Here is a 25,975-nt window from a genome sequence, read left to right as displayed (position 1 = left end):
TTCCAGACTTTTTTGCTTTTTGTAATATAAAAAATTTATTTTTCCTATATGAGGAATTTTTTTGTTTTAATATTTGAATTTTTTGTGAAATTAAACGGAGTTTTTATTCTTCTTTTAATACATAATGTTACAAAATTGCGTAATTGTATTTACTTTATTTTTATAGGAGATTAAAAATAATAATAAATGCACCAATTTATGAGAGATATTAATATATTAATTGATGATTTGTTCGTTTATCCTTATATTGCTATTATATTAGCGAAAGCAATATATTGGGGGGACAAAAATGAAATTGAAATTAACATCTAAATTGGAAAGATTAAGAACAAGTAAAAAGGGGATTGGTGCTTGTGTTTTGGCTGCAGGCATGACGGCAATCACAATGGCTCCTCAAAGTGCGTATGCACATGGGTTTGTTGAAAAGCCGAGTAGTCGTGCTGCTTTATGTAGTCAGAATTATGGGGTATTAAATTTAAATTGTGGAAATGTAATGTACGAACCTCAAAGTCTAGAAGCACCTAAAGGATTTCCAGATAGTGGACCGATTGATGGGAAAATCGCTTCGGCAGGAGGGTTGTTTGGAGGTATTCTTGACCAACAAACATCAAATCGTTGGTTCAAAAACACAATTAAAGGTGGAGTAAATACATTTACATGGAAATATACAGCAGCACATTCTACAAGTAAATGGCATTATTACATTACAAAAAAGGGATGGGATCCTAACAAACCATTAACACGTGCTGAATTAGAACCAATCGGAACTGTGAAACATGACGGTTCGGCTGCATCAAATAATTTAACACATACAATTAATGTACCAACTGATCGTAATGGTTATCATGTTATTTTAGCTGTATGGGATGTAGCAGATACGTCAAATGCTTTTTATAATGTAGTTGATGTAAATTTAGTAAATAATGAAACTCCTGATACAGTAGCTCCAAGTCAACCAACTGAATTAAATGCCTCTAAAGTTTCTGCCAATAGTGTTGAAATAACATGGAAGGCTTCCACTGATAATATAGGTGTAAAAGAATATCAAGTGTTACGTAATGGAGAAGTAATTGATACGGTACCAGGTACAACTTTTATTGATAAAAAATTAAAAGCAGATACGGAATATACTTATACAATAAAGGCATTAGACTCTGCTGGAAACATATCAAAAGAAAGTGAAAAACTGAAGGTTAAGACAACACATACAATCCCCGATATAGAGGCTCCAACTCAACCAAAAGGATTACATAGTATGGGTACAACATCGACAACTGTTGATTTAATGTGGAGTCCGTCAGAAGATAATGTAGGTGTTGACCATTATATTGTATATAGAGAAAGCGCTGGGGTTATGAATAAAATTGGAACAGCGGCTAATACATCCTTTATGGATAAAGATTTGAAGGCTAATACATCGTATAATTATGTAGTGACGGCGGTTGATTTAGCTGGAAATGAATCTAGTAGAAGTGATGTTTTGAATGTAACAACAAAGTCAGAGAATTCCGCATATGAAAAATGGGATGCAAGAAAAGCATATACTAAAGGTGATAGAGTAGTACATGAGGGGAAAGTGTACGAAGCGGTTCAAAATCATCAAGGAAATGGCGACTCAAATTGGATTTTTGCTTTATCGCTTTGGAAGCCAGTTTTGAATAAATGATAAGCTGAAAAAGATAGTTTACAATTTTGGATTGCTCTTTAAAAATTAAGGGCTGTTCCAAATATAATTATCTAATGGATTAAATGATATGTTAATAAAGTGAAACTGTAATCAGTGGAGGTTTTGTTCATCCCCGACTGATTATCAGCCCTCACCAATCGGGCTTTTACGGGCGCCCGTTAACGCGGGATAAAATTTAATCGCTATCCTAATGTTTACGAAATGAAATTAAAAAAAGAATCCCAATGGAATTCCATTGGGATTCTTTTTTTCTAATTTGTAATAGCGTAAATTTTCACTGTGAATTTGCTAGTGGCACCAATTGGACTTGCAATATAATATTTAGTATTTGTGTAAGCTTCAGTCTTAGATTCATGTGAAATATTCTTCCAACGAGTGGAATCTATTCCCAGGGAAACATCAATCATTACATTGAAAGAAATAGTAGAAGGATAATCTTTTTCTGAAGGCTCAATAACCCATTTTAATTCTTTTGTACCTACAGGTAAACTATCAATTTTAAAGTTTTGGCTGGATCGATTTTGTTGCCCTGATAAAGGACTAGATTCAGATGCTATTTGCGAAATTAATATTTCTTTTTCATTTGAATGTATACCATTTAATTTAATGATACTATCAATTAAACCTGGACCAGGAAAATCAGCTGCGATGATACCAGAATGTTTAATTGCGCCTTGTTGTAAGAGTTCGGTCCCAAGTATATTCATCCCCCCATAGTATACTTGTCCGTTTCTATCGCGAGGGAAATCACTCCACGCATTAGTGGAATTCGTTTGAATCAATTTAGGACTACTGTCAGTATTTCTGCCTTCTTTTCCGCTTGCAACAAACCAAGGATATACATTATTTAAAAATGCGGCTGCGCCCCCCGTACCACTAAAATGGTTGAGGTGAATTTTTCCATTATTAAAGTTAGTATTTGTATTTTGTAGATGGTTTTTTATCGCAATCCATTTTGTGTATATTTCGTTTGGTCCGCTTCCAATTTCAAATTTATCTTGTATATTCAAACCTTCGTAATCAATCCCGTACAATTGAGTGGATGTAAAGTTTTGTAAGATTACAATTTTCCCGCGGGTATCTCCTAAAGTAGGATTATTTCTATCTGAAGTTTGTACGGAATTAGGATCCCAAAAATATGAAGCATTAACGTTTTTGTATTTTAAAAATATCTCCTCAAATGATAGAGATCCATTTTCAGGAGTAGTTTCTTCTTTTAAGCGCATTAATATTGTTTCTGTTGGATGAGCTTTTAAAAATTGAATGGTCTCTTTCAATACATCTTCAAACACAGCTTTTTGATTTACAACACCATGATACATTGCAAAAGAATCTTTTACACGTTTAACACGCATATCTACATATCGAATTCCGGAATTTAATTGTTGGGATAAACTCATAGTTTGATTTCTTGTCAAATTTTCATCAATAAAACTTGCTCCATGTAAAGCCATTGTACCGTGAGTCCCTGGAATAGATATTTCACTTATTTTTGTTGAATCTTCTATTTTCGCCATCCACGATGGATTTTGATACCCTATATTGGATTCATAGGAGTAACCTGGATGACTATTAGCTAAAATAGTAGATGGTGTACTTAAACTTGCTAGTGTAATACAAGTAATGATACTAATTTTAAAGAAATTTCTCATTTTTATTTTGTTCATTTTTTCTCTCCTGACCTTTAAACAATTGTTAGATGATTTTTTACTATATTTATTGTTTTTCATTCTTAAGATAATAAATTTTTGTATTTGAAAATAATTAACAATAGGGGGAGTAAGTTATTTGAGACTTTAATAATTTGTTATTATAAATTGTCTCTAATAGCCAAATGGATTATTGAAAAATCGAAGTATAGCCTCCCAAAAAAACAACTGTTTATTGCATTGAATACAAACAAAACAGAAGTCCTAAAAAAGACTTCCATTTTGTGACATATAATGAATGATAAGGTGGTAAACAAATCAAGATAATGTGATTGAGTGGTAAAAATTTATTAATAGCTGTTTTAGAATCTCTTATAACAAGGCTGATTACAAAAAGCGGATCTCTACACTGCTAATAAAAATTGAAAAATTCTACTCATTAAAACTTAGACTAACTACAGTTGCAATTGATTGGGCTGCATGTTCCCAGCTTCCATCTATAACTTTACCAATTTGCTGACCAAGTGTATTTAAATCATTTGGATTAACTGGAATTCCATTATACGCAGCAAGAATTGATAAAAGTGGAGCGGCAAATGGTGTCCAACCACCTCTATCAATATTAAATACAGGTTTATCTAGTACCTTTCCATCTTGTACTGTAAACTCATAATAAAATTGATCATCTGGACGAAAACTTAAATGATGAGAAATTTGCCCCTTAACATATTTTTTTCCTGCACCTAGGTTTACTACTTCTATTTCTTTTACATTAAATTCATGTTCAAATACTTTAATTTTTTTGACTTCTGGACCATTTAAGGCAGCTTGAACGGCTGTTTCCAAATTATTTTGTGCCAAAGGTTGAATACTCAATTGTGCCTCTTTGTGTTGAATAGGAGCCTCTTTTTCTGCAGCAAACACCGAGGGAGTAGGTAGTGCACCTGTAGCTAACGTAGCGGCAAGTGCTGTTGTCATAATGATTTTTCTTTTCATCTTCATAGTTTTTCTTCCTCTCTTAAAGTTATGATATATAATCTTTTAAAGACTGACACGGTGCAATTTTTTTCATAATGCACGTAAAAAATTAGTTTAAGAATTATGTGAAATCTTGTCAGAAAATTAAAGTTAATTATATATGTATTTAAGATGATATCTATCTACACATATTTTTTCAATTTTTAGATAAATGAAATAGTAATGACTTCTTAAGAATTAATTTAGCACCTTGTTTATCTAGAAAAGTCCTATAAACACATTTAATTCATAGTAAAAGTAATATATTTGATATTAAATGTCTTGCATAATGCGATAAAAGTTCACAATTTTTTTATCATTATATACAGAAAAAGGTAACGAAACTTAAGCGATATGTAATACTTGTCATAGTTGTGAATTATGTAAATCTATTTAGTGTAACAGCTAAGATGTTAGATCTTGTTTTTCTTAAAAACATTACTTATTCGGATTCATGAAAAGGATTTTAATGGATTAGTTTGATTTGATATAAAAAGAGGACGCATTTTTATTTGCGTCCTCTTTTTATGATAATTTATTTTACAAGTTAAGAAGAATCTTTGATCATCTAAATAAATTCTATCACCCTATTAGGAGATGCTAGTAGAACAATATGGACTTTTATTTAGTTCATTTTCTAACAGTTCGTTTAATTCAATACTATAGGCAAGCATAGTACTTAGTTCAGAACCTTCTTCTATTGTTTTATTGATAATACTCTTTCTTGGTACTATTCTAAGTATTTTTCAGCTAGGTAAGAGGGGTATGTTGAAATAGGAGGGCCCATCTTAAAGTAGGATAAATTGGTCTTTGAAATCGGTATACAGTTCTTTAATAAATATAGTTTTTGTAATATATCTTTATCTATGGGATGAAGCATATAATCTGTCATGATGAAATAATTGTGATGGTAGATAAATACTTTTCCTTCTGGTAAAACCGCGTGACGAGATAAATTTGGATAAATAGGTGGTCCATCTGAAAATTGATTTAAACTACGTTGTGAAACTTTAATAATTTCTTGAACTGAAAATTTAAATTTGCGAAATGCAATGGTGTCAATAAATGGACGTTTTTGATTATTTTCTATATAAAATAACTCTCCTTTTTCACTTTGCACAACCCGTAGATTTGGAATTGACTCTGTAAGGGTTATGGGGGGCCCTTCTGTATATTTGTAGATAAATGGATCGGGAATTAAGACAATTTCATTTTGATTATATTTGAAGTAAGAAAGCATATCTTTCGAAATAAGCCTGCGTTTAAAGTTATCAATTAAAAATACTTTACCTTGTGAATTACTAAATAAAATACCATTTAAATCTTTTGAAGGGAGGTTAGCATATAGGTTTTGGAAAGAGAATGGTGTTTTAAAAGTAATATCGAGCACTTTGTTAATGGGATAAAAAGGTTGAAATGTATTTAGGCGTTTCCAAAACATTGCATCTCCAGCAAACCAATATAAAGGATTTGTATCCCAATATCCACAGTACTTTTCATAGACTTTTAATAATATTCTTCTAGTATGCATAATTGAACAATGATCTACAACATTAGCAGCTGTATATAAAATTTCCGAAGCTTCTCTCACAAATTCATTTGTAGGTTGTAGGTTATAATCAACATATTTTACGTATTGGGAAGAGTAGACTACATCAATTTCAGGATGTTTTTCTAAGAAAGACAACATTTCAGCTAATCTGTTTGGAAGGTATATAGTATCATCTGTTAAATAGCAAATATAATCCCCACAAGTTAATGGTAGTGCCTCATTAATAAGTGTTGCATATCTTGTAGTTTTATATCGTTCATCATCTTGTATAAAACTATTCGTATAAGTAATTCGAGGATCCTCTAGATAATTTTTTATGACATTTATAGTTTCTGGACAGGAGTTATCATCCATAATAAAAAGTTCCCATTCTTTATAAGTTTGCATTAGAACACTTTCAATAACTTGATTAATTAATGATGGCTTATTATAACTAGTAAGGATAATTGATATTTGGGGTTGCAAAGTCTTCACCTCTATTGAGAATATTGAATGTGTTTTTCTAGTGAAATCTAATAATTAAAGCTTTATCGACACTTTCTTTTTTATACTTAAATAATTTATGACTTTTTCATAGATATGGTATGGACTATAGTGGAGAAAAAAGAGACATGGGTGAATATAAATACTGCTATTAATTTTTTATAGATAAAGAAACCTTTTTTAAAATTATCGGAACGGTTTGTCCTTTCTATTTATATAATAACGTAACTGTTTTTGTATTTATTGATAAGGAGGAGAGAGAGATTTGCCTAAAATTTCAGTTATAATGACAAGTTACAATAAGCCTGCGTTTGTTGAAAAATCTATATTAAGTGTATTAAACCAAACCTTTCAAGATTTCGAGCTTTTTATAATGGATGATGATTCAGATGAAATGACCCAGAAGGTGATTCAACCATTCATAAATAATGAAAATGTACATTTTTATAAAAGTAATGTAGCTCATATTTCTGAAAGGACAAAAAAAGTAAGATATGCCGCTTTAATTAATGAGGCACTTAAGCATGCTAAAGGAGAATATATAACTTATATTACAGATGATAATCAATATGAAGAAGAACGTCTTAAAAAGATGTCTAGTTATCTTGATGAGAATAAAGATGTTCAAATTATTTATTCTGCATCAAAAACGATTCATATAGATGAAACAGAGATGCCTATTAAAACGGTTGAGAGACCTGCAAAAAAAATTACGAATAATGCTCCATGTACAATTGATCATTGTTCTATTATGCATAGAGCATCTGTTTTACCAATTCTTGAAAAAAGGTGGAATTCTTATTGGGATGAAGATCCTCAGTTTTACCGGATAGGAGATGCACGCTTCTTTTGGAGATTAAATCACTATTGGGATTTTTATCCCTTAGATGAAATTTTAGATATCAATTATATTACTCCCCATTCAATACATGCGCAGTTATTTGCAGAAGAAAAAAATGAATTTGTGCAATTATTACCACCACAAAGAACATGCAAAGAATTAAGGGAAGACTTAAGAAGAAAAAGAGGGTGAAAAATTGAGTGACATTTATTTGAAAAATTACTGGCTATTAAATTTAGAGTATATAAATATTTTTTCAAGGTTAAAGCATTATAATATTCCTTTACCATTACTGAGTAATTTTTATCAATATTTAGATGAAGATATAAAAAATAAAATGAAAGATAATAATTTTTACAAGCAATTGTCAATTGAGCCAATAGCAGAAACAAAGTTACAGTTAGAGTTTGAAAAAATAATGTCTGTATTTCAATCAAAAATAAAAAGAAAAAACCAAAATGGAGCAATCCTCCTAAATTCAGATTATCTCCGTTTTTCAGTAAGTAACTTTACTCACTTTAATCCAAATCAAACAAAGATATTAACTAGATCAAAAAAGACCGAACTCTATGGTCTTCCTACAGTTTGTGCACCAGATTATATAAATAAATCTGCTAATACCGCACATGTTTTTATAGAAAAAGCTAAAGAAATCTTTTTAAAGTTTAATAAGCACCCACTATTTTCAAACCTCTTTTTTCAAAAAAAATTACTAAGCGACCTTCCTATCATGATTGAGAAACTTAATATGGCTCATTTTATTTTTAAAGAACAAGATATTTCTGGTGTGATTGTCGGTACTACGGAAGATATAACAAGTAGAGCTCTTACTTTTCTTTCTAGTAGTGAGGGTATACCGAGTTATTGTCTGCAGCATGGTGCAGTAATGGGGGAAGAAGCATACTTTCCGGTTTTCGCAACAAAACAGGTCGTATATGGGAAATATGAAGAAGATTGGTACCTTCAAAAAGGGGTCAGTGAATCTCAAATCGAAATACTAGGGCACCCCAGATATGATGAGATCTTTGATAGAGTATATATGGATAAAAAGAATCTTTTTAATAAATTAAAAATAGACCCCTCTACAAAAGTGGTTTTTATTGCAACCCAGCCATTTAAAACTTCATTTTATACTGAATTGACAGAAAAGTTAGTGGAAGACAAAAATATTACGGTTATTATAAAACCACATCCTTGGGAAAAAGGGCGTAATTTAGTGGGAGAATATATTAAGTTAAGTAACTTATATCCTAATGTTAAATATATAACAAATGAAGTAAACATATATGATGTTATTTTACATGCAAATCTTGTGGTTATCTCAAATTCAACAGTGGGATTAGAGGCAATGTTATTAGATATACCTGTAGTTGTTTATAAATCTTTATTAGAGGAAAGGGATTATAAATATTACGATACATTAGATTGGCTTGTAAATCATTCTATGGAGGATATGACTAGCACGATTAAAAAGGTTCTAAATAATCCTTTACAATCAAATTTAGCAAAAGAATTAAGAAGAAAATTTATTAATGAAAACTATCCGCAAGAAGCATGCACAAAAAGATTAATAAATTTAATTCAAATTGAAAAAGATTAAAATCGTCACCATTTATAAATATTTGAAGTAAAAGATTATATCCTCAGTTTTCAATGATTAATATGTATTTTAAACTTGCAATAGAAACGTATGTTTCTATATCCGGCAAACTAGTTTATCTCTCAACAAATGGATTGCCTATGGAATTACAAACAAGTTGAAGAGAGTTTTTTTGCTAAAATTATTTTTTAATATGAGGAGGTATATATTTTCATGTTTTTTAAAGATAAAAATGTTTTAATTATTGGTGGAACAGGAACAATTGGAAAAAGCATTCTTTCTAATGTTCTACAGGAAAAGCCAAAAGTGGTAAGAGTTTTTAGTAGAAGTGAATACAATCAATTTGTATTACAAGAAGAATTTAGGGATAAAAATCGAAATATTCGTTATTTAATTGGGGATATTCGTAATTATGATCGAGTATTTAGTGCGATGGAAAATATTGATTATGTATTTCATGTGGCCGCGATGAAGCATGTTTCGTTTTGTGAATATAATCCGTTTGAAGCAGTTTTGACCAATATTTTTGGAACACAAAATGTAATAAAAGCGGCAATTGCTCAGAAAGTAAAAAAGGTAGTTTTTACAAGTTCTGATAAAGCGATTTCACCAACAAATAATTACGGTGCAACAAAATTGACTGCTGAAAGATTGATTACGTCAGCGGAATATTCAAAAGGTTCAAGTGAAACGACATTTACAAGTGTTCGCTTCGGAAATGTGATGGGATCAAGAGGCTCTGTCATTCCTTTATTTGAAAATCAAATTAAAGAAAACCAAAAAATAACTGTAACGGATCTTAGTATGAGTAGATTTATGATGACACTGAATCAAGCAACTATGTTAACAATTGAAGCAATGAAAATAGCAAAGGGTGGCGAAACTTTTATATTAAAAATGCCAGTTATTTTATTAAAAGATTTAAGTGAAGTGATGATAGAAGAAGTTACAAAGTTATATGGGTTGCCCAAGGAGAATATAAAAATTGAAGAAATTGGGTTAAAACCTGGTGAAAAAATGTATGAAGAACTTATGACGCATGATGAATCTTTACAGGCTTTTGAATTACCAGATATGTTTATCATTCCTAGCCCCTTAAAAAAGGGAACTCAATATGAAAATGCAAAAAGGGCGAAGGTTGGGTTTTACCGTTCTGATCATCAAAATGCGATTTCAAAAGAAGAGCTTAGAAATTTAATATTAAACCAGCAACTATTAACAGGAGGGGAGAAACTATGAAAATATTAGTAACTGGTGGTGCAGGTTTTATTGGTAGGTGGGTTGTAAAGAGATTATTGCAGGATAAGCATGAAGTATGGATATTAGACAACTTAGCAAATTCAACTACTGCAAATATCACCGAGTTTGCACACGATCTAAATTTAAAGCAATGCATTCAAGGAGATATTAAAGATAAAAAATTAGTTGCTGAATTATTTAAAAATAATTCATTTGATCTTTGTTATCATTTAGCAGCGAGTATCAATGTTCAAGATAGTATAGATGATGCTAGATCAACTTTTGAAAATGATACAATAGGTACTTTTAATTTGTTAGAACAATGTCTTAAGTATGACGTCAAAATGGTCTTTATGAGTACTTGTATGGTATATGATAAAGCTACTAATATACAAGGAATATCAGAATTAGACCCGATTAAACCAGCTTCTCCATATGCTGGATCAAAAATTGCTGCTGAAAACATGGTTTTATCTTACTATTATGCTTATAAGCTACCTGTAGTGGTTATTCGTCCATTTAATACGTATGGTCCATTCCAGAAAACAGGTGGGGAAGGTGGGGTTGTTGCCATTTTTATAAATAATAAATTAGATAATGTACCATTGAATATATATGGGGATGGAAAACAAACGAGAGACCTTTTATACGTTGAAGATTGTGCAGATTTTGTTGTGGCAGCAGGATACTCTGTAAAAGCAAATGGTCATATTATCAACGCTGGAACAGGACAAGATATATCCATTAATAAATTAGCAGAATTGATTTCGGGAAATAAAGTAAGTATTCAACATGTTACTCATATCCATCCGCAAAGTGAAATCCAAAAATTATTATGTAACTATGAAAAAGCAAAAACAATATTAAACTGGGAACCGAAAGTTTCTTTAGAAGATGGAGTTATTAAAACAGAAGAGTGGATTAAATCTTTAAAAATTAACCCTAAGGAGAAAGAGTAATGGTAAGGGGGATTCTCGGTATTCATGGAGGAAAGCCTGTTAGAAAAACTTATTTACCATATGGTCAGCAACAAATTGATGAATATGACATTCAGGCTGTTGTAGACGTATTAAAAGGGGATTTTTTAACAACAGGACCTATGGTTCAACAATTTGAGGAGGCTATAGCGAAATATGTGGGAGCAAAATACGCTGTTTCCTTTTCAAATGGTACAGCTGCATTGCATGCTGCCTGCTATGCAGCTGGCATAACTGAGGGAGATGAAGTAATTACAACTCCAATGACATTTGTAGCAAGTGCAAATTGTATCTTATACCAGGGTGCAAAGCCGGTATTCGCCGATATTGACAATGAAACATATAACATTAGTCCTAAATCTATAGAGGAAAAGATTACAAACAAAACAAAAGCCATTATTCCCGTACACTTTACTGGACAGCCTGTAGAGTTAGAAGCAATACAAAAAATAGCAAAAAAAAATAATTTGATTATCATTGAAGATGCAGCCCACGCATTAGGAGCCACTTATAAAAATAAAAAGATTGGTTCAATTGGTGATATGACAATGTTTAGCTTTCATCCGGTGAAACATATTACTACCGGAGAGGGCGGAGTAATTACCACAAATAATCCTCTTTTTTATGAAAAACTTGTTCAATTCCGTACACATGGAATTGAAAGGAACCCCAAAAAACTTCTTGAAAATCATGGACCTTGGTATTATGAAATGCAATTCTTAGGTTACAACTATAGAATTACGGATATACAAGCTGCTCTTGGTTTATCACAGTTAAGTAAATTAGACTCTTTTATTAAGATTCGAAAGAAATATGTAGACATCTATAGTAAAGAATTTAGTTGTTTATCTGAAATCATCATACCAAAGCAATTGCCTCAAACCAGTTCGAGCTGGCACCTTTATATTATTCGTTTAAATACTAAGTTATTAAAATGTAATCGAAAAGAATTTTACGAAGCGTTACAAAGAGAAAATATCGGTGTGAATGTGCACTATATACCCGTACATTTACAACCGTTTTATCAAAAATTAGGTTATGAAAAAGGTATTTGTCCGCAAGCAGAAAACGTATATGAGGAAATTATTACGCTGCCTCTATTTCCTAAAATGACAGAAGCTGATGTGTGGGATGTAATACAAGCTGTGAGAAAAGTTCTTTTGTTTTATAGTGTTGCTAAAAATTAAATGAAAGGGGGGTTAATAAAATTGCAAAATCAGAAATTGTTAAGAGCAGTTACAAAAGTTGACATTAAAAAAGGAGAGATTATTACAGCTAATAAAGTAACAATGGAGTTAAATGTTGTAGAAAATGCGCTGAACAAGCTTGAAGCAGAGGAATTATTACCTCAGGTAGCTGTATATAATTTGTCTGCAGGTACCCCATTAACAAAAGAGGTTATTGAACCTCCTAAGGTAGTAATAATTGTACTTTGCCGCTTAAAATCTACTAGGTTACCTTTAAAAGCCATATTGCCAATACACGGAGTTTCTTCCATTGAACGATGTCTTATAAATACATTAGCTATTCCAGGAAAACATCAGGTCATACTTGCTACTTCAGATATTGCACAAGATGACCCTTTGGAAAAATTTAATTTAGATGGAAAGGTTAAGATTTTTAGAGGTGATCCAGAAAATACCGCTGATCGCATGTTCCAAGCTGCAAAACAAGAAAATGCAAACATTGTCATGCGGATTACAGGAGATTGCCCAGCTGTGTCACCAGAAATTAATAATTTTTTACTAGATGAACATTTGAAAAGTGGTGCAGATTATACACAGGCAGAGTTAAGTACGTTACCTGTCGGAACAGCAGGCGATATTTTTACATTAGAGGCAATTGAACGACTACTACAAACCCCAAAACCTTTAACCTATGCAGAATACCTTCCATTTTATTTTATTAATAATCCACATTTATTTCGTATCAATATAGTGAAACTTCCTCAACCATTTTGTTACCCTACTTGGAGGTTAACATTAGATGAACAACCGGATTTAGATATGTTCAATGAACTTTATAAAGGTCTGAATGTAAAATCTAAACCTTTATTTTTTCATCAAATAAAAGATTACATCCTTCGAAATCCTGAACTTATTGAAATGAATAATCATGTGAAATTGAAATGGGCAAATCAACAATCATTAGTAGATGAGCTAAATAGAGAAACGAAATTATAAGTTAATAAGTTATAGTGCTTTTAGTGAGGAGGGAGTATCTTGCTTGAGAAAAAAATTGCCTTTCGCGCCGACGCATCTATTGAAATAGGTACCGGTCATATTATGCGTTGTTTAACACTGGCCCAAGAATTGCGAAATAAAGGTGCTCAAGTATATTTCATTTGTCGTAAGCTGCAAGGTGATTTGCATCAATATATTTTAAATAAAGGATTTCGTGTGTTTGTATTAGATGGAGATGGTGAAAATACGAATTTCTTAAGTGCAAAAAACGGGAGGTATTTAAATTGGCTAAAATATCATTGGTTTGTTGATGCGCAACAGACCAATGATATTTTGTCGCAACTTCCCAAGTGTGATTGGTTAATTGTTGATCATTATGGATTAGATAATAAGTGGGAGTCTGCTTTAAGAAAAAGTGTAAGAAAAATTATGGTAATCGATGATCTTGCAAATCGAATGCATGACTGTGATTTGTTACTAGACCAAAATTTATATGATAACCTTGATGGTCGCTATAAAGATTTAATACCAGAGCACTCATTAGTAAAATTGGGGCCTAAATACGCTATATTACGACCAGAGTTTCATGCAGCTAAGAAGATTTCACGAAAAAGAACAGGAAAAATTGAGAGGATTTTTATTTTTTTTGGTGGCCATGATGTAACAAATGAGACATTAAAAACGTTAAGAGCTTTACAAAATATAAATAAAGATAACTTAAAAATAGACGTTGTGGTAGGTAGCCAAAATCCTCATAAAGAGGATATTCAAACTTATTGTAAGAGTGTTACTAACGCTTCATATTATTGTCAAATAGAGAATATGGAAGAGCTTCTCGTACGAGCGGATTTAGGGATAGGAGCTGGGGGCACAACCACATGGGAACGATGTTTTCTTGGATTACCTTCTATAACAATTACAACTGCCCAAAATCAAATTGAAGTAACAAAGGCTGTAGCGAAGGTTGGAGCTACATGGAATATTGGTACAGCTGAAAGTGTTTCGGATAAAGCAATTACGAAATGTCTAAACAAACTTTTATCAGATTCTAAAATAGTGAAAGAAATGTCTAATAAAGCTCTTTCTATACAGTGTGCCAGTAATACAAATGAAATAGCAAAAATTATTTTAGGAGGATAGTATGTTAGATATTGGGGATTTTCAATTGGAAAAGTTAAAAAAGAAAGATTTAGAACTTATTTTAAAGTGGCGGAATACAAAAGAAATTCGCTCGGTTATGTATGAAAATCATCAAATAACAATAGATGAACATTTAAAGTGGTATGAAAAACTCGTAATGGATGATACAAAGGTTGCAAGATTATTAACATATAAAGAAAAACCAATTGGATTTGTTAATTTTACAAAAATAGATAAAATGGATCGAACTTGTTATTGGGGATTTTATATAGGTGAAAAGCAAAGTGTAAGACGTGCCGGAACTGTATTAGGTTTATTAGCATTAAATTTTATTTTTGAAATCAAAGACATACACAAAGTATGTGCAGAAATAATAGAATCAAACCGTATTAGTTTAAATTTCCATCAGAAACTTGGTTTCCAAGAAGAGGGAAGATATGAAGATTATATTTATAGGGACAATGATTATGTTGATGTCATTACAATGACCTTGTCCCGTGAACAATGGGAGGAAAGAAGAGAATCTATAAAAAAAGAGCTTGAAGGTGACAAAAATGAGTAATGTATATATCGGAGGTAGAGAGATTGGCAATAGTTTGCCACCATTTATTATTGCAGAAATGTCAGGAAATCATAATCAATCATTAGATAGGGCGTTGAAAATTGTAGAGGCAGCTGCGGAGGCCGGGGCACAAGGATTTAAAATTCAAACATATACACCAGATACAATGACTTTAAATATAGAAAATGGTGATTTTTTAATTCATGATACGAAAAGTTTATGGAAAGGCAAATCACTTTATCATTTATACAAAGAAGCATATACACCATGGGAGTGGCATAAACCAATTTTTGATCGCTGTATAGAGTTAGGAATGATACCATTTAGTACGCCTTTTGATGAAACAGCTGTAGACTTTCTAGAGACATTAAATGTTTCATGTTATAAAATTGCATCTTTTGAAAATACTGATATTCCCCTCATACGTAAAGTAGCCGCAACAGGAAAACCAATAATCATTTCGACAGGTATGGCTTCAATTGCTGAACTAGATGAAACAGTAAGGGCTGCGAGAGAAGAAGGGTGTAAAGAACTAATTCTATTAAAATGTACAAGTACGTATCCTGCATCTCCGAAATCTACAAATATAGTTACTATACCTCATATGAAAGAGTTATTTAACTGTCAGGTGGGCTTATCCGATCATACACTGGGAGTAGGTGTATCTGTAGCGAGTGTTGCCTTTGGGGCCACAGTAATTGAGAAACATTTAACGCTCTCGAGGTTGGATGGAGGAGTTGACGCTAAATTTTCAATGGAACCAGCTGAATTTAAATTATTAGTAAGCGAAACTGAAAAAGCATGGGAATCTTTGGGGAATGTATATTATGGACCGACTGATATAGAAAAAGATTCTTTAAAATTTAGAAGATCATTATATGTAGTAGAAAACATAAAAGCGGGAGAATTCTTTACAAATGAAAATGTTAAAGCTATTAGACCAGGGAATGGCTTATTACCAAAACACATATCCAAAATTATTGGGAAAAAAGCGAATAAGGATATCGAAAAAGGGACGCCTGTTTCATGGGATTTAATTTGATATCGAGGAAATGAGAGTGTTTATAGAAAGATTTATAACAAAAATACTATTTAAGTAGAGAATAAATTTTAAAGGCCCTGTTTAAAAACAGGGCCTTTAAAAAGGGCATAATATTTAACAACTGAAGGTACCTTCATATTACCATTATTGGAATATCGATACCATATGTTAGGTGTTGAGAAATAAAAAGTTCATTCGGTACAACAAAGTGGCCAGCGAAGCTAGCTAAACACTTGTTGCACAAAAGAAAATTAGGCCCTGAAAGTAATAGATATGTAACCTAAAGTTACATTTATAGTGTTAACAAGCTTGCATATATTATACGAAAAGGTATCTAGTAAAAAATTTATTTTGTAGAAATAAAAAAGAAATTGTCACCGGATCACCTTTTGATAAAACAGCGTACTTTCAAACATAATATATTCAAATCCTTATGATATATGTAAATAAAAGAGCAGCTAGTGAAAGCTAGCTGCTTAATAAAGAAAAGAGAAGAACTACAGGGACGTTTAAATGAGTTCTGGCTTTCGCCTATCTTTAGTATTGACGGAATGTTTAGTTTTATGCTGAAAAACTTAAGAAGAGCATCTATAAAAAGACCTCTTTAAGGAAGAAATGAGATATTGAAAAGTGAATTAGGTTTTTAAAATTCAAGAAAATATATGACTATTTCATTATAATGTGACGATGAAACATAAAATGGTAGTTAACAAACTGGCCAGTATGGAAGCACAAACTTTGCATTTCAGCAAGGTAGGAACTATTTAATTGGTTTTGTACTGTTAATATTAGTTGCAAGTATTGAGTGGGATCAATGGCAAAATGTATCTTGTCCAATGTATATTATTGGATTTGCATCAATTGTTATATTAAAAATACTACCAGAATCAACATTTACTCCCGTTAAATTGGGAGCAAAAAGATGGTTTCAATTTCCTGTTATTGTTCAAATTCAACCATCGGAGTTTTTCAAAATTGCACTAATTATATTTGTCGCAAATTTAGTAATGAATCATAACGCTAAATATATGATTCGGACATATAAAACTGATTTCCTGTTGGTTGGAAAAATTATGTTAGTCTCAATTCCTCCTATTGCTCTGGTATATAGCCAGCCAGATACAGGGATGGTGTTCTTATACGCAGCATCTATTGTATTTATTCATATCAGGGATTCAAAAGAAATTAATTGCATTTTGTACATTCATTCCGGTAACTCTACTATCTACATTAATATTTACATACGTAAGATATTCAGATTTTTTCTTTAAAGAATTAGTTACTAGGTTAAAACCTCACCAACAATCACGCATTATAGGTTGGCTGAATCCAGCTGAAAATACAGATCAAGGGTATCAAACGCAACAATCTCTTTTAGCTGTTGGAAGTGGCGAATTACATGGAAAAGGATTTGGTCAAGGAAGTGTATATATTCCTGAAAAGCATACTGATTTTATTTTTGCTACCATCGCTGAAGAAGGTGGATTTATAATAGCGGCTCTCGTTGTATTGGTCTTGTTACTTCTTATATATCGAGTAACTATAATTGCATATTCAGCAGAGAATCTGTTTGGTACATTACTATGTGCGGGGCAATTAGTGTTCTAACACTTCGAATCTTCGAAAATATTGGTATAATGCCAGTAAAAGGAATTGCACTTCCTTTTTTATCATATGGAGGAAGTTCACTGTTTTCAAATATGATAATGATCGGGCTTATCTTATCGGTGCATAAAAATTATAAAAAATACATGTTTCAAGTGAAATAAAAGTTAAGAATATGTTATAGATTAATTTGAAGAAATCCCCTTGTGCATCTATATGCACAAGGGGATTTCTATTTTAATAAAGCTGTGACTGTAAAATAGTTGTTATAAAGTGGATTCTCTTATGAAAAGTATGCTGTGTTATCACTTTTGTATGAATTTTTTCAACCATTAATCTTTTTGAAATCGTGTCATCCAAATAAAGAGATACTTTATTTAAACAGTCTTCAAAGCTGTTATAGGATATAATTTCATCTTTATTGAAGAACGATAAAAGATCAGACTTTTCTTCAATAATTTGAAAGCCTTGGCAAGCGGCAATATCAAACGTACGATTATTAATAGTATTATTTTTTACTTTATTTTTATTTTTATTTTGTGGAAATAGATGACTACGATGAGGATTTAAAATAAGACTAGCGTTGTTATAATAGAGCGCAACTTCTTGAGGTGGAATCCATTCTTCTATAATTTTAATTCTTCGGTGATTTTTCCATTTTTTTAATAACTTATTTCTCCAATGTCGGCCAATAATAGTATAGTGATAGGGGGTATTTTCTAAAAGGAAATGTATTAATTTTACTCGGTTTGGATAAGGATAGCCAATGAATAATACTTCACTTTTATATTTTATATTTTTTAGACTAGGTTTAAATACGTCTATATTAGTTGCTAATGGTAAGTGATATACATTGGTATATCCTAAAGCTGTGTAATATTTAAGTGCTTCGCTATCAATAGTAAATATAAAATCAAAGTTATTTAATAGAAGAAGAGAAGTATCTATATAAAATGGATCCTCAGTTAACCAGACAGCTAATTTAATGTTCCATTTTTTAAAATATTGAATTGCTTTTTGTGGTAGATGATTACCTAATAAGGTGAATACAATATCGGGATGAAAAGTTGTTGTAATGAAATCCAATTGTTGTATTAATTCACTCGGTTGTATCGCTAACCATTCGAAATTTTGATCTATAAGTGTTCCTTGTATGCTTTGATCTAGATATTGATAAATTTTTGAGTAACCAGAAGTAATGTATAAGAGTTTCATATTTCAACCCCTGCTTTAGGTTTAAAATATATTATGAGATAAACGTAACACTTTCTATTTCTTTACAACTAATTTTAGTAATACTTGTAGTAGGAGGAGTAACTGAATTTTCCTCTTCTAATGTGACGATACAAGTATTAGGGTTAAAATTTGTAAAAATAGCAGGTCCAATAATATTCCCAGATTTACCAGTCACAGTAACGACTTCGCCTGGCTGTAAATTTTTAAAAATACTACATACTCCACCTGAACAACCAAATAAATTGCATAAGAACAAATTTATTCCTCCTTTAAACAATATACTATATTATATGAAGTTTTGTAGAACGATGTGTAGACAAGTAACCTTTAGAAGAGAAAAAATTTAAATTAAAGCAATTTATTGAAATAATAGGTCAATAGAATGTTACATCTCAGGGGATACTGATTAGATTTTTCATGAAAAAAGACATTCATTAGAATGTCTTAAATATGGATTAAGCTAGAAAAATATGAATCATTTTAAAGAGTGGTTAAAGTAACACTTTCTATATCTTCACAACTTATGAATGTAGTATTGGTAGATGAAGGGGTTATCACATCTTCTTCTTCCAATACTACTGCACATATATTCGGAAAGAACAGTGAAAAAGTAGCAGGTCCAATAATTTGACCTGATCTAGTAGTAATTGTAACAACTGTTCCCGTTGGCCACGAAGAGAATAGAAAACAAGCTAAACCTGTACAATCTGCCATAATAAATCCTCCTAACTTTAAGTTTTAATTGAAGTAATAAAGTCCAAACATTTTATAGTGTATGTGGGAGTAACATGAAGTGCTTGGACTAATAGAAATCACTTTCTGGTTTTATCTCTTTATGATCAATGAGATAACTATTAAATCCTACAATACAAAGGTTTAATAAATACAATATGGTCAGAAGGTTTAATGAAAAAGATATTCTATGATATAGTAATTAGCTATTCCAAGGTCAAAATACTGTGAATAGGAATTATAAAGTGAGGAATTTTTCAGAGTAACAAATGGAAGTTTTAATAATGTAACAAAAATTGAACATAATCTTCATTAAAAAAAAGAACACAAATCAGTGCTCTTAGAAAGTAGACTATAGGGCTTTCGGATTAGTATATACTATCATATGCTCGTTTTTTTTAAGGGTGTAAACAAAATTAAATAAAAATAATACATATGAGGTTTTTAAAAGAGTAATAGCTCAACAGGATGGATTTGCATACATATAAACTAAATAACCATAATTTCATTTGTAAATTTATATAAACAAAAATATTTGAAAACAAACTTTTCGCATTGCCAAATTGAATATTCCGGTTCTTATAAGTGACAAAGGATACTTTGAGAGAGTATTGAGACAAGGATAAACTGTAAGGAAAAATTATATAAGTGATTAATTAATATAAAACCATCCTATTATTGTATATGTGGACACTGGATGTTTCTATGTAGTTTGTTTCAAGTGACTTATAATCCAATGTCTATTGGCATGTGATGTAATTAAACGTAGCTAGAATACAGTATAATATTGAAAAATATAAAGTTTGTAGTGTTTGAAACAAATTAAAGAAGTAACATAAGGAATTTACGCATAAAGTAATGTTGATGGTAAAATTAACAGAATTTTCATTTTAATAAGATAAAAATGTGATGTTTTTAACGTATAATAATTTTACTACGATGAAAATACGGCCACAAATTAGTTAATTTAAAAATTAAATTTAGATAGGAAGAGGATAATGAAGACCAGAGATAGTTATAAAATTATTGTCGTTGGTGCTGGGACTGCAGGACTATCTTCTACTGCACATTTATTAAGAAATATCCCCCTATTGAAAGAAAGTATAGCGATTATTGATCCGTCAAAAAAACATTATTTTCAGCCACTATGGAGTTTAGTGGGGGGAGGAATTGTTTCAAAGGAAAGTACAATGCGTGATCAAGAATCGCTTATTCCAAAAGGGGCAAGGTGGATCCCTAAAAGTGTTGTTAAGTTATTTCCGGATGAAAATAAGATACTGTTAGATGACGGACTGCTGCTTGAGTATGAAATTCTTATTGTAGCAGCTGGTATACAAATAAATTGGGAAGGTATTAAGGGCTTAAAAGAATCTATTGGGACTAATGGGGTATGTAGCAATTATTCTTATACATATGTTGATTCTACTTGGAGAGAAATCGAAAAATTTAAAGGAGGAAATGCGCTTTTTACCCACCCTAATACTCCTATTAAATGCGGTGGTGCTCCACAAAAAATTATGTATTTAGCAGAGGAGTATTTTTGTAATAGTGGTGTAAGAAACAGAAGTGAAGTAATGTTTTATTCTGCAAACACTGACATATTTCAGGTTCCACGATATGCAAATACTTTAGAACAAGTACTAGAAAGAAAGCAAATTATAACGAATTATAATAAAAACTTAGTAGAAATTATCGCCGAAAAGAGAGAAGCAATTTTTGAAGATACGCAAACGCTGAAAAGAGAAACCATACCATATAGTATGATACATGTTGTTCCACCAATGGGGCCACCAAATTTTATTAAAGAGAGTGAAATAAGTGATTATCAGGGATGGGTAGATATAAACCCTTATACTTTGCAGCATGTAAAGTATAAAAATATTTTCGGACTTGGAGATTGTACTAATTTACCTACTTCTAAAACTGGAGCGGCAATTCGAAAACAAATACCTGTCTTAAAACAAAATATTATGGACGTACTTAGTGGAAGAGATTTGCAGGCTAAATATGATGGGTATACATCTTGTCCAATTATTACAGGATATAAAAGTCTTATACTCGCTGAATTTAACTATAAACATGAGCCTCAAGAAACGTTTCCGTTTAATCAAGCGAAAGAAAGGTATAGTATGTTTTTACTTAAAAGATTTATGTTGCCATATATGTATTGGAATTTTATGTTGAAAGGGATCCTATAGGGGAAGATAGAAAGTGGTTATAAAAATTGAAAAGCAATTTGAAATACCTATTTGGAGGGAATAGCTATGCTTTTAAAATATTTTTATGATGAAAAATTAGCACATGCTTCCTATTTAGTCGGTTGTCAGAAGGAAGGCGTAGCAATTGTAATTGATCCAGGTCGCTATATAGAACAATATATAGAATTTGCTAAGAAAGAGGGAATGGAAGTAATTGCTGCGGCTGAGACTCATATTCATGCTGATTTTCTTTCTGGGTCTAGAGAACTTTCCAATCTTTATCATGCAAATTTATATGTATCTGATGAAGGAGATTGTGATTGGAAATATCAATATCTTAATGAAGGTCGATACAAATTGGTTAGAGAGGGCACAGAGTTTAAAGTAGGTCATATAAAATTTAATGTAATTCACACCCCAGGGCATACGCCTGAAAGTATTTCTTTTTTAGTGACTGATACAAGTCAAAATAATTATACGAATGATAAACCGATAGGGATATTCACAGGTGATTTTATATTTGTAGGAGATATAGGAAGACCGGATTTATTAGAAACTGCAGTCGGTATGAAAGATACTGCAAAAATAGGAGCGAAACAATTATTTGATTCTATACAAAAAATAAAAATACTTCCTGATTATTTGCAAATATGGCCATCACATGGTGCGGGAAGCGCATGTGGAAAAGCATTAGGAGCAATTCCAACTTCTACATTAGGTTATGAAAAGATGTTCAATTGGGCATTTCAGTGTAATGAAGAAAGTGATTTTATATCAACTTTATTGACGGGACAGCCAGAGCCTCCAAAGTATTTTTCATTAATGAAGAATTTAAATAAGTATGGTCCGCCAATTCGTAAGAAGAGAAAAAGTAATGCTATTAATACAGTAGAAGAACTTCAAGAAATTTTGAAGAGCGTTCATCAAATAGTTGATATAAGGGATGTAGAGAGTTTTGCTGCAGGTCATATCGAGAAGTCAATTAACATACCTTATAACAATTCTTTCACAACTTGGTGTGGATGGTTATTAGATTATAAAACAGAAACGTTAATAATTCTAGATGAGGAAAAGGTTAAAGTGGAGGCAATTATTAGAGAATTTGAATCTATTGGGTTAGATAATATTATTGCTTTTGCACCCTTAAAAGTAATACAAAGACTTGATAGATTTGAAAGTTACAAAGAAAAAACATCGATTGAATTATATCCGCATATAAAAGGTGGAAGCGTTAAGGTTATCGATGTGCGTAGTAAAAAAGAGTGGGAGGAAGGACACCTTCATGATGCAATACATATCACTTTAGGTAATCTATTTGAACAACTAGATTATATACCGAAAGATTGTCCAATAGTTTTGCAATGTCGAACCGGATTACGTTCCGCTATAGCAGCTAGTATTTTACAAAGAGCTGGTATAAAGGAAGTAGTGAATTTAAAGGGAGGATTTCTTGCATGGAAAAAAGAAAGGCTTCCTTATACAACAAGCAATCTCAATGTGTAGGAAAATATTATTACAATAGTAAAGAAGGTCGCCATTCACGGCGACCTTCTTTACTATGCGTTATACCCAAATAATTTTAAATCTTCTCCAGACCCTGAAATAATCTTCTCAAATCGTAATCCTACTTTTTCTAAAAGCTTTCCTGAGGCGATGTTATCTATAGAAGTAATTGCTACAATTCGATTCATGCCGAGCTTTTGTACACCGTATTCGATTATTGCAGAAGCTGACTCGTAGCCATATCCTTTTGAACGGAATGTTTCTAAAAAGGCAAATCCGATATCAACGTCTTCTAATGAATCTCTTTTAATAAGGCCACACATACCAAGTGGAGTGAGATCTTCTTTTCGTTCTACTAAGTAAAGGCCAAATCCGAGTTTGTTATACATATCGATGGGACCGTTTACAATATAATTTTTTGCATCTTCTAAGTTTCTAACTCCTTTGTCACCGATAAACTGAATCCATGCAGGATCGTTTACTAACTCAAGAATAAAAGGAGCGTCTTTTATATCAAACCAACGAAGGTTAAGACGTTCTGTTTTAAGAACTATCAATGATTACACCACCTTTAAAAAGTTATAACAATTAGTATGGATTGTGTAAAACAAAAGTGCAACATATTTTAATGGGGGGGTGTTCACATAAAGTTCGTTTGTTTTGTATAGAGAGATATTTTATAATTAGGATTGATTGTAAAGAGTGAGATGCTTATACAATGACTCCTAGGTAACTAGGAATTTTTACTATATAACTATCATTATTGCTAAATATGACACACTACACATTCTACTCAAGGAGGTACATAATGAAGAAATTATATAATGCATCGTTTACGTATTTGATTATCGGTTTATTATCAGGGATTTTCGCTAGGGAGTATGGTAAGTATAAAGGGATTTTAGGATCTACTTTGTTAAATCTTTTGCATACACATACACTTGTACTTGGCTTTTTCTTCTTTTTAATTGCTTTAGGATTAGCAAAAGTATTCGCGTTTCATGAAGTACAAGGGTTTAATAAGTGGTTTGTTTTACATAACATTGCATTAACATTAATGTTAGGTTCGCTAGCAGCGAGAGGGCTTCTTCAGTTAAATGGAGCTGACTTTAAAGGGTTAACTTATATTGTAGGATTTTCTCATTCGTTGATGGCAGTTACTTTAATTTGGTTTATGTTGTTAATAAAGAAATCGTTTAAAATGTAGTGAAAAAGAACTTGTAGCGTGTGCTGCAGGTTCTTTTTTGTATGTTCAGGTTTAATAATCTTATTTTTCTAATTATTTTGTATAAAGATGGTATACTTGTTTTAAAATTAAAAAGGAGCGTTGATTATGGAAATAACAATTGAACATGTAGTAAATGAATTAAAAGGCATACTTCCTGAAGATCGAGTAGTAATAAATATGACAGTACGAGAGTTACATAGTAAAGATGAATCTTATCATACTAGTAGTTTACCTGATGTAGTTGTTTTTCCAAAAACGACCGAAGAAGTTAGCGCGATAATGAAAATAGCGATTCAGCACGGAACAGCTGTCGTTCCATTTGGAGTAGGGTCCAGTTTAGAGGGACATGTAATTCCTTACGAAAAAGGAATTACAATGGACTTTTCTCTTATGAACAAAATACTTGAAATAAGAGAAAAGGATTTTCTTGTGAGAGTACAGCCAGGGGTGACGCGCTCTCAGCTTAATAAAGAATTGAAAAAGTATGGATTATTTTTTAGTGTAGACCCAGGAGCTGATGCAACGTTAGGAGGAATGGCTGCTACAAACGCGAGCGGAACGACAGCAGTAAAGTATGGTGTAATGCGTGATCAAGTTCGAGATTTAGAAGTCGTTCTTGCGGATGGAGGGGTAATACATACCGGGAATTTAGCGGCGAAGTCATCATCAGGTTATCATTTAAATGGTATTTTCGTAGGATCAGAAGGAACACTTGGATGTTTCACGGAGTTAACTTTAAAAGTATACGGTATACCAGAACATGTTATGGCTGCGAGGGCATCGTTTCCAACTATAAATGATGCAGTAGAAGCTGTAATTAACATATTACAAGCAGGTATTCCAATCGCGAGAATTGAACTCGTTGATGAATTATCTATGAAACAAGTAAATCATTACAATGAAACAAGTTACAGAGAAGAACCGACACTATTTTTAGAGTTTCACGGCAATGAAGCAGGGTTAAAGCAAGATATTGAATTTACGAAAGAAATCGTTCTTAATCATAAATGTAAAGAAATTGCGTTTGAGACGGAAACAGCAGCAAGAAATAAACTGTGGGATGCAAGGCATAACTTAGCGTACTCTTACGTGCATAGTTATCCTGGTAAAAAGCTAATGAGTACAGACGTATGTGTGCCAATTTCGGAATTAGCTGGCGCGATTCAACATGCGAAAGAGGTATTAGATAAAGTAGGGCTTATTGGCGGTATTCTAGGTCATGTTGGAGATGGGAATTTCCATGTACTCTTAATGATTGACACAAATGATAAAGAGGAAGTAAAGAAGGCAGACGAAATAAACGAAAGTATCGTTCTGTATGCTCTTAAACGAGGAGGAACATGTACAGGAGAACATGGCGTTGGAATCGGAAAACGAAAGTATCAAGAAGAAGAACATGGGGCGGCATTATGTGTAATGGAGAAAATAAAGAAAGCTCTTGATCCGCAAAATATTTTGAATCCGAATAAGGTGTTTCAATTAAAAGATAGGGGCTGATCGG

At 31.9% G+C, this 25,975-nt stretch carries 22 protein-coding genes and 1 pseudogene; 16 read left to right on the top strand and 7 right to left on the bottom strand.

Going from position 1 to position 25,975, the window contains the following annotated elements; translation table 11 throughout:
* The first annotated feature begins 289 nt into the window (after positions 1–289).
* Complete coding sequence (locus CN409_RS21845; protein WP_000769023.1) at positions 290–1,666, top strand: lytic polysaccharide monooxygenase; 1,377 nt, start codon at positions 290–292, stop codon at positions 1,664–1,666.
* 272 nt (positions 1,667–1,938) lie between these two features.
* Here CN409_RS21845 and CN409_RS21840 read toward each other — a convergent pair whose 3' ends face one another.
* From CN409_RS21840 to CN409_RS21830, 3 genes are all read right to left on the bottom strand, one after another.
* Positions 1,939–3,354 (bottom strand): phosphatidylinositol-specific phospholipase C, encoded by a 1,416-nt coding sequence (locus tag CN409_RS21840; RefSeq protein ID WP_097981060.1) that lies wholly within the window; start codon positions 3,352–3,354, stop codon positions 1,939–1,941.
* Positions 3,355–3,768: 414 nt separating this feature from the next.
* Positions 3,769–4,338 (bottom strand): methyltransferase, encoded by a 570-nt coding sequence (locus CN409_RS21835; RefSeq protein ID WP_097981059.1) that lies wholly within the window; start codon positions 4,336–4,338, stop codon positions 3,769–3,771.
* Between the two features lie 745 nt (positions 4,339–5,083).
* On the bottom strand, positions 5,084–6,370 hold the full coding sequence (locus CN409_RS21830) for a glycosyltransferase family 2 protein (RefSeq protein WP_001183018.1): 1,287 nt from the start codon (positions 6,368–6,370) through the stop codon (positions 5,084–5,086).
* A gap of 283 nt (positions 6,371–6,653) precedes the next feature.
* Between CN409_RS21830 and CN409_RS21825 the strand changes: the two genes are divergently transcribed.
* From CN409_RS21825 to CN409_RS32855, 11 genes and pseudogenes are all read left to right on the top strand, one after another.
* Complete coding sequence (locus CN409_RS21825; protein ID WP_001124407.1) at positions 6,654–7,421, top strand: glycosyltransferase family 2 protein; 768 nt, start codon at positions 6,654–6,656, stop codon at positions 7,419–7,421.
* A gap of 4 nt (positions 7,422–7,425) precedes the next feature.
* Positions 7,426–8,829, top strand: a complete 1,404-nt coding sequence (locus CN409_RS21820) for a CDP-glycerol glycerophosphotransferase family protein (protein WP_097981057.1) — start codon at positions 7,426–7,428, stop codon at positions 8,827–8,829.
* 213 nt (positions 8,830–9,042) lie between these two features.
* Entirely contained in the window at positions 9,043–10,068 is a 1,026-nt protein-coding gene (locus tag CN409_RS21815; RefSeq protein WP_097981056.1) for an SDR family NAD(P)-dependent oxidoreductase, read from the top strand.
* A complete protein-coding gene (locus tag CN409_RS21810; protein WP_000699375.1) occupies positions 10,065–11,027 on the top strand; it encodes a dTDP-glucose 4,6-dehydratase in 963 nt (320 codons plus the stop codon). Before CN409_RS21815 ends, CN409_RS21810 begins: the two co-directional genes overlap by 4 nt.
* The gene (pseC, locus tag CN409_RS21805; protein WP_000251478.1) at positions 11,027–12,232 is read left to right on the top strand and encodes a UDP-4-amino-4,6-dideoxy-N-acetyl-beta-L-altrosamine transaminase; all 1,206 of its coding nucleotides are present in this window, start codon (positions 11,027–11,029) and stop codon (positions 12,230–12,232) included. Before CN409_RS21810 ends, pseC begins: the two co-directional genes overlap by 1 nt.
* Entirely contained in the window at positions 12,233–13,228 is a 996-nt protein-coding gene (locus CN409_RS21800) for a cytidylyltransferase domain-containing protein (RefSeq protein ID WP_097981054.1), read from the top strand.
* 39 nt (positions 13,229–13,267) lie between these two features.
* Positions 13,268–14,368 carry a UDP-2,4-diacetamido-2,4,6-trideoxy-beta-L-altropyranose hydrolase gene (gene pseG / locus CN409_RS21795; RefSeq protein ID WP_097981053.1) on the top strand — a complete coding sequence of 367 codons (1,101 nt, stop codon included), beginning with the start codon at positions 13,268–13,270 and terminating at the stop codon, positions 14,366–14,368.
* Position 14,369: 1 nt separating this feature from the next.
* A complete protein-coding gene (pseH, locus tag CN409_RS21790; protein WP_097981051.1) occupies positions 14,370–14,930 on the top strand; it encodes a UDP-4-amino-4,6-dideoxy-N-acetyl-beta-L-altrosamine N-acetyltransferase in 561 nt (186 codons plus the stop codon).
* Positions 14,923–15,972, top strand: coding sequence for a pseudaminic acid synthase (pseI, locus tag CN409_RS21785; protein ID WP_097981050.1), 1,050 nt, complete (start codon positions 14,923–14,925; stop codon positions 15,970–15,972). Before pseH ends, pseI begins: the two co-directional genes overlap by 8 nt.
* Positions 15,973–16,739: 767 nt before the next feature.
* A pseudogene (locus tag CN409_RS21780) lies at positions 16,740–17,580 on the top strand (FtsW/RodA/SpoVE family cell cycle protein).
* Positions 17,556–17,741 (top strand): FtsW/RodA/SpoVE family cell cycle protein, encoded by a 186-nt coding sequence (locus tag CN409_RS32855; protein ID WP_367399326.1) that lies wholly within the window; start codon positions 17,556–17,558, stop codon positions 17,739–17,741. The pseudogene CN409_RS21780 and the gene CN409_RS32855 overlap by 25 nt, the downstream one beginning before the upstream one ends.
* A 73-nt stretch (positions 17,742–17,814) precedes the next feature.
* On the opposite strand, the gene CN409_RS21775 is transcribed toward CN409_RS32855, so the two are convergent.
* The 3 genes from CN409_RS21775 to CN409_RS21765 form a co-directional block, all read right to left on the bottom strand.
* Entirely contained in the window at positions 17,815–18,792 is a 978-nt protein-coding gene (locus CN409_RS21775; protein ID WP_000772272.1) for a CgeB family protein, read from the bottom strand.
* Positions 18,793–18,823: 31 nt separating this feature from the next.
* Positions 18,824–19,069: a hypothetical protein gene (locus tag CN409_RS21770; protein WP_000477970.1), complete on the bottom strand. Its 246-nt coding sequence runs from the start codon at positions 19,067–19,069 to the stop codon at positions 18,824–18,826.
* A gap of 224 nt (positions 19,070–19,293) precedes the next feature.
* Positions 19,294–19,527, bottom strand: a complete 234-nt coding sequence (locus CN409_RS21765; RefSeq protein WP_000752669.1) for a hypothetical protein — start codon at positions 19,525–19,527, stop codon at positions 19,294–19,296.
* A gap of 1,016 nt (positions 19,528–20,543) precedes the next feature.
* On the opposite strand from CN409_RS21765, the gene CN409_RS21760 reads away from it, so the two are divergent.
* Positions 20,544–21,743, top strand: coding sequence for an FAD/NAD(P)-binding oxidoreductase (locus tag CN409_RS21760; protein WP_097981048.1), 1,200 nt, complete (start codon positions 20,544–20,546; stop codon positions 21,741–21,743).
* Positions 21,744–21,809: 66 nt separating this feature from the next.
* Complete coding sequence (locus CN409_RS21755) at positions 21,810–23,246, top strand: MBL fold metallo-hydrolase (protein WP_000925301.1); 1,437 nt, start codon at positions 21,810–21,812, stop codon at positions 23,244–23,246.
* Positions 23,247–23,299: 53 nt separating this feature from the next.
* On the opposite strand, the gene CN409_RS21750 is transcribed toward CN409_RS21755, so the two are convergent.
* A complete protein-coding gene (locus tag CN409_RS21750; RefSeq protein WP_000636433.1) occupies positions 23,300–23,803 on the bottom strand; it encodes a GNAT family N-acetyltransferase in 504 nt (167 codons plus the stop codon).
* A 251-nt stretch (positions 23,804–24,054) separates the two neighbouring features.
* Here CN409_RS21750 and CN409_RS21745 point away from each other — a divergent pair, with 251 nt between their 5' ends.
* Together CN409_RS21745 and CN409_RS21740 are read left to right on the top strand one after the other, a co-directional pair.
* Positions 24,055–24,453 carry a DUF2871 family protein gene (locus tag CN409_RS21745; RefSeq protein ID WP_000737896.1) on the top strand — a complete coding sequence of 133 codons (399 nt, stop codon included), beginning with the start codon at positions 24,055–24,057 and terminating at the stop codon, positions 24,451–24,453.
* Positions 24,454–24,579: 126 nt separating this feature from the next.
* Positions 24,580–25,971 carry an FAD-binding oxidoreductase gene (locus CN409_RS21740; protein ID WP_097981047.1) on the top strand — a complete coding sequence of 464 codons (1,392 nt, stop codon included), beginning with the start codon at positions 24,580–24,582 and terminating at the stop codon, positions 25,969–25,971.
* Positions 25,972–25,975: the final 4 nt, after the last annotated feature.

The sequence above is a fragment of the Bacillus sp. AFS012607 genome, from assembly GCF_002558005.1.
Classification (GTDB): domain Bacteria; phylum Bacillota; class Bacilli; order Bacillales; family Bacillaceae_G; genus Bacillus_A; species Bacillus_A thuringiensis_S.
Note: the sequence above shows the minus strand (reverse complement) of the source record. Positions and strands in the feature narration are given on the sequence as shown.